This window comes from Amycolatopsis kentuckyensis (assembly GCF_002155975.1).
GTDB classification, from domain to species: Bacteria; Actinomycetota; Actinomycetes; order Mycobacteriales; family Pseudonocardiaceae; genus Amycolatopsis; species Amycolatopsis kentuckyensis.
In genome coordinates, this window is the sequence record NZ_MUMI01000465.1 from 1 (window position 1) to 5726 (window position 5726).

General features: G+C 70.4%; 4 protein-coding genes and 1 riboswitch. Of the genes, 2 read left to right on the forward strand and 2 right to left on the reverse strand.

Going from position 1 to position 5726, the window contains the following annotated elements; translation table 11 throughout:
• A partial coding sequence (locus tag CCN39_RS37110) for a homocysteine S-methyltransferase family protein (protein WP_208630559.1) occupies nt 1–397 on the reverse strand: 397 nt, incomplete at its 3' end.
• Between the two features lie 14 nt (nt 398–411).
• Nucleotides 412–490, reverse strand: a riboswitch (S-adenosyl-L-homocysteine riboswitch).
• A gap of 188 nt (nt 491–678) precedes the next feature.
• Between CCN39_RS37110 and CCN39_RS37115 the strand changes: the two genes are divergently transcribed.
• Nucleotides 679–1533: an LLM class F420-dependent oxidoreductase gene (locus tag CCN39_RS37115; RefSeq protein ID WP_086850083.1), complete on the forward strand. Its 855-nt coding sequence runs from the start codon at nt 679–681 to the stop codon at nt 1531–1533.
• A gap of 53 nt (nt 1534–1586) precedes the next feature.
• Here CCN39_RS37115 and CCN39_RS37120 read toward each other — a convergent pair whose 3' ends face one another.
• Nucleotides 1587–2981, reverse strand: a complete 1395-nt coding sequence (locus CCN39_RS37120) for a sugar porter family MFS transporter (protein ID WP_208630561.1) — start codon at nt 2979–2981, stop codon at nt 1587–1589.
• Nucleotides 2982–3242: 261 nt separating this feature from the next.
• Here CCN39_RS37120 and CCN39_RS37125 point away from each other — a divergent pair.
• Nucleotides 3243–5726, forward strand: a 2484-nt coding sequence (locus tag CCN39_RS37125) for a beta propeller repeat protein (protein WP_086850086.1), incomplete at its 3' end; no start/stop codon positions are given.

Consider the following 5726-nt stretch of genomic DNA (forward strand, 5'->3'; position numbering starts at 1 on the left):
GCGGCCCGATCGACCCGGCGACGAACCGGCCGCCCGCCTCGTCGGCGGCCTGGCGAGCCAGCTGCGCGCCGCGGACGTTCATCTCGTGGACATGCGCCTGCAGGCCGTAGTCGGCCTGGCCGATGCTGGTGGCGGTGAAGGTGTTGGTCGTGGTGATGTCCGCGCCGGCCGCGAGGTACTGGCGGTGGACGTCGAGGATGACGTCCGGCCGGGTGAGGTTCAGCAGGTCGGGGTCGCCGGTGACGTCGTGGATGTGGTCGCCGAAGCGGTCGCCGCGGTAGTCGGCCGGGGTGAGCCCGGCGCCCTGCAGCATGGTTCCCCAGGCGCCGTCCAGGACCGCCACGCGCTGGTCGAGCAGCTCGCGCAGGCGTGCTTCGGACTCGTGCGGGGTGTTCACCGGCAGCCTCCCTTGGTCGGGAGGCGCCCTTGGTTGGTCATTCCCGGCCGAGCGTGGCGGACCCGGTGGTCCGTTGCAGCGCCTCTCGGCCTGTGGTCCACGGTATCGGAACCGGGCCCGTACACGCCATCCCGCCCCGCCGACGCGTCCACGGAGTGGGACGTTGTCTGTCCACAATGGAGCATCCAGGGCAGCCGGCCGGCGACGGAGGGTCACCGTGGCCGGCCGCCACGGAGCGGGACCGGCTTGAAAACTGAAACACGTTCTAATACGCTCCGCCGGTGGACTACGGAATCGTGCTGTTCACCAGCGACCGGGGGATCACCCCGGCAGCCGCGGCGCGCGCCGCGGAGGCCGCGGGGTTCTCGACCTTCTACGTCCCCGAGCACACCCACATCCCGGTGAAACGCGAGTCACCGCACCCGCGCACCGGGGACGCGTCGCTGCCCGACGACCGCTACAGCCGCACGCTCGACCCGTGGGTCGCGCTGGCGACGGCGGCCTCGGTCACTTCGCGCATCCGACTGTCGACCGCGGTGGCCCTGCCGGTCGAGAGCGACCCGATCACGCTCGCCAAGACGATCGCCAGCCTCGACCACCTCTCCGGCGGCCGCGTCACGCTCGGCGCCGGGTTCGGCTGGAACGTCGACGAGCTGACCGACCACGGCGTGCCCGGGAACCGCCGCCGCACCGCCCTGCGCGAGTACCTCGAGGCGATGAGTGCGCTGTGGACGCAGGAGGAAGCCGCCTACGACGGGGAGTTCGTCTCGTTCGGGCCGAGCTGGGCGTGGCCGAAGCCGGTCCAGGCGCACATCCCGGTCGTGCTCGGCGCGGGCCCGACCGAGAAGACGTTCCGCTGGATCGCCCGCCACGCCGACGGCTGGCTCACCACCCCGGCCGACACCGACCTCGACGGGCACGTGGCGCTGCTGAAGGAGATCTGGCGCGACGAAGGCCGTCCGGGCGCTCCCCTGATCTGCGCGCTCGGCGAGCGCCCGGACCCGGAACGCCTGGCGCACCTGGATTCCCTGGGCGTCACCGAGACGATCTTCGGCCTCCCGGACCGTGCGCCGGACGAGGTCGAGGCGTGGATCGGGCGGCTGGCCGGGAAGCTCACCCTCGCCCCCGCCCACTGAAACCGGCGGGACACGGACGAATCCGTGCCCCGCCGGTGATCGACCCCCCGGGGTCAGCTCTTGGCGACGACGCCCTGGCGCGCCCGCAGGTCGAGCTCGATCTGCTCCAGCGTGCGGCCCTTCGTCTCCGGGACCAGCCACTTGGTGAGCACGAACAGCACCACGTTCACCCCGGCGAACAGGAACATCGAGCCGCCGATGCCGAGGGACTTCGGGTCGGAGATGATTGGGAAGACCGCGCTCACGATGCCCGTCGCCGCCCAGAGGACCACGCTGCTGACGCCCATGCCCGTGGCCCGGTACTTCAGCGGGAACACCTCGGACATCATCACCCAGACCACCGCGCCCCAGCCGAGCTCGTAGCCGACCAGGTAGAGCACCATCATCACCAGCATCAGCAGGCCGCGCGTGCCGGTGTCGTGGACGTTCAGCACCACCAGGCCGGCCGCCACCAGGGTCAGCACCATGATGACGTTGCCGATCAGCAGCAGCGGCTTGCGGCCCCAGCGGTCCACCACGAACACGACCCAGGCGGTGAACAGGAACTTCGTCACGCCCAGCAGCACGCCGGACAGCAGCGCGGCCTGCGTCGCGAAGCCGAGGCCGATGAGCATCGTCGGGAAGTACGCGTTGATCGCGTTGACGCCGCTGAACTGCTGGCCGATCGCGAGCAGCAGGGCCACGACGAGCATCGGCCGCACGAACCCGGAGAACAGGTCGCGGATCCGCGGCTTCTCCTCGGTGTCGAGCCGGATGACCTCGTGGATGGTCGCGATCTCCTCGTCGAGGTTCACGGTGCTGCCGTGCGCGCTGGCCAGCACCCGCCGGGCCTCCTCCTCCTGGCCGTTCTTGACCAGCCAGCGCGGCGTCTCCGGCAGGAACACCAGGCCGACGAGCAGCACCACCGCGGGCACGATCGCGCCGGCGAACATCCAGCGCCACGCCGAGATCGGGCCGAGCCAGTAGCTGACCAGGAACGCGATCAGGATGCCGAGCACGATGAAGATCTGGTTGAGCGCGCCCATCGCGCCCCGCCACTTCGCCGGGGCCAGTTCGGACAGGTACGTCGGGACGGTCGACGACGAAAGGCCGATCCCCAGCCCGATGACCAGGCGCGAGATCACCAGCAGCACGAACGTCGGCGAGAAGCTCGCCGCCAGCGTGCCGACGATGACGATGCCCGCGGCGACCATGATCGTGCGGCGCCGGCCGAGCGCTTCGTTGGTGCGGCTGGACAACAATGCGCCGACGATCGCGCCGACCGACAGGCTGGCGGTGATCACGCCCTTGTCCCAGCTGGTCAGTGCCCACAGTTTCCCGATGAACGGGAGCACCCCGGAGATGACGCCGAGGTCGTAGCCGAACAGGATGCCGCCGAGCGCGCCGAAGAAGTACAACGTGGTCCGGCCGATGTGCCGTGCTGTCGGTGTACTTGACTGATCGGTCATGTGCCGGGTCGCCTCTTTCGTAGGTCCAGTCCAGTCAGCGGCACCACACTCACACGCCGGAAAATGGCGGGCAAGCAGATCCGAGGTAACAATTCAGAAACCTGATCGACGTTCACGTATGTGATTCCGACAAACCCGGCGCCGGCCGGTCCGAAATCCACTGTGGACAGTGCCGATCGCCGAAATCGTCGAACGCTTTACAACGCTCCGAACGCTGGTTTACCGTCCCTCTGGAAGCGCTCCCAGAGTGTGGAGGCCAAGGTGCACAACGTCGTGCCAAGAACGCATTCCCCGTCCAGGTTCCGCTCGGCGAGACGGCTCTTCGCCGGCGCGCTCGCCGTGCTCGTGCCCGTCGCCGTCGCGGTCACCGTCGGCGCACCGGCGTCCCCGGCCGCCCCGGCGGCCACCACGTGGCGCAACGCCGAGATCGCCGGCGGCGGGTTCGTCCCCGGCATCGTCTTCAACCAGACCGAACCCGGGCTGGTCTACGCCCGGACCGACATCGGCGGCGCGTACCGGTGGAACACCGCCACCGGCCGCTGGCTCCCGCTGCTGGACTCGGTCGGCTGGACCGACTGGGGCCACAACGGCGTCGTCAGCCTGGCCACCGATTCCGTCGACCCGAACCGCGTCTACGTCGCCGCCGGGATGTACACCAACAGCTGGGACCCGAACAACGGCGCGATCCTGCGATCGGCCGACCGCGGCGCCACCTGGCAGGCCGCGGCACTGCCGTTCAAGCTCGGCGGCAACATGCCCGGCCGCGGCATGGGCGAACGGCTCGCGATCGACCCGAACCGCAACAGCGTCCTCTACCTCGGCGCGCCGAGCGGCAACGGGCTCTGGCGCAGCACCGACTCCGGCGTCACCTGGGCGAAGGTGACCAGCTTCCCCAACCCGGGCAACTACGCGCCCGACCCGACCGACACCACGGGCTACTCCAGCGACATCGAAGGCGTCACCTGGGTGACGTTCGACCCGTCGACCGGCACCCGGGGCAGCACCACGCAGACGATCTACGCCGGCGTCGCGGACAAGCAGAACACCGTCTACCGCAGCACCGACGGCGGCACGACGTGGGCGCGGCTGGCCGGCCAGCCCACCGGGTACCTGGCGCACAAGGGCGTCCTCGACCCGGTCGGCGGCTACCTCTACCTGGCGACCAGCGACACCGGCGGCCCCTACGACGGCGCGAAGGGCGACGTCTGGAAGTACGCCACGAAGACCGGCGTCTGGACGCGGATCAGCCCGATCCCCTCCGACAGCAGCGACGACTACTTCGGCTACAGCGGGCTGACGATCGACCGGCAGCACCCGAACACGCTGATGGTCGCCACGCAGGTGTCGTGGTGGCCGGACGTGATCTTCTTCCGCAGCACCGACGGCGGCACCACCTGGACCCGGATCTGGGACTTTTCGAGCTACCCCGAGCGAAGCCTGCGCTACACCCAGGACATCTCCTCGGTGCCGTGGCTGAACTTCGGCCTCCAGCCCGCTCCCCCGGTGCCCTCCCCCAAGCTCGGCTGGATGACCGAGTCGGTGGAGATCGACCCGTTCGACTCGAACCACCTGCTCTACGGCACCGGCGCGACCATCTACGGCACGTCCGACCTCACGAAGTGGGACAGCGGCGGGAAGATCACGATCAAGCCGGTCGTCGGCGGCCTCGAGGAGACCGCGGTGCTCGACCTGATCAGCCCGCCGTCGGGCGCTCCGCTGCTGTCGGCCCTCGGCGACATCGGCGGGTTCCGGCACGACAGCCTCGACGCGGTCCCGGCCACGATGTACACGCAGCCGGTGTTCACCACGACCACCAGCCTCGACTACGCCGAGCTGTCGCCGGCGACGATCGTGCGCGCCGGCACGCTCGACCGGTCGGCGCGGCCGAACGACAACCGGATCGCCTTCTCCACCGACGGCGGGAAGAACTGGTTCCAGGGTGCCGAGCCGGGCGGCAACGCCAGCGGCGGCACGGTGGCCGCGGCCGCCGACGGCAGCCGGTTCGTCTGGAGCCCGGAGGGTGCGGCCGTCAGCTACTCGGTGGGCTTCGGCTCGTCGTGGACGGCCTCCACCGGCCTCCCGGCGGGCGCGGTGGTCGAGTCGGACCGGGTCGACCCGAAGCGGTTCTACGGCTTCGCGGCGGGCAAGTTCTACGTCAGCACCGACGGCGGCGCGAAGTTCACCGCGACCGCGGCCACCGGGCTGCCGTCCGGCTCCGCGCACTTCAAGGCGATGCCGGGGGTGGCCGGGGACATCTGGCTGGCCGGCGGCTCCGGCACGGCGTACGGCCTCTGGCACTCGACCGACTCCGGGGCGTCCTTCACGAAGCTGGCGAACGTCGCCGAAGCCGACAACGTCGGGTTCGGCAAGGCCGCACCCGGCCGGACGTATGCGACGTTGTACACGATCGCCAAGATCGACGGGGTGCGCGGGATCTTCCGTTCGGACGACGCCGGGGCTTCGTGGACGCGGATCAACGACGACCGCCACCAGTACGGCAACATCGGGGCGGCGCTGACCGGCGATCCGCGGGTGTACGGCCGGGTGTACGTCGGCACGAACGGCCGTGGCGTGATCGTGGGCGAGTCCGGGGGCAGCGAGCCGCCTCCGACGAGCACCACGCCGACCACACCGACCACTCCCACCACGACCACGACTCCGCCGACGACCAGCACCCCGGTGCCCTCGGGCTCCTGCACCGCGGCCTACACGGTCACCAACCAGTGGCAGGGCGGGTTCCAGGCC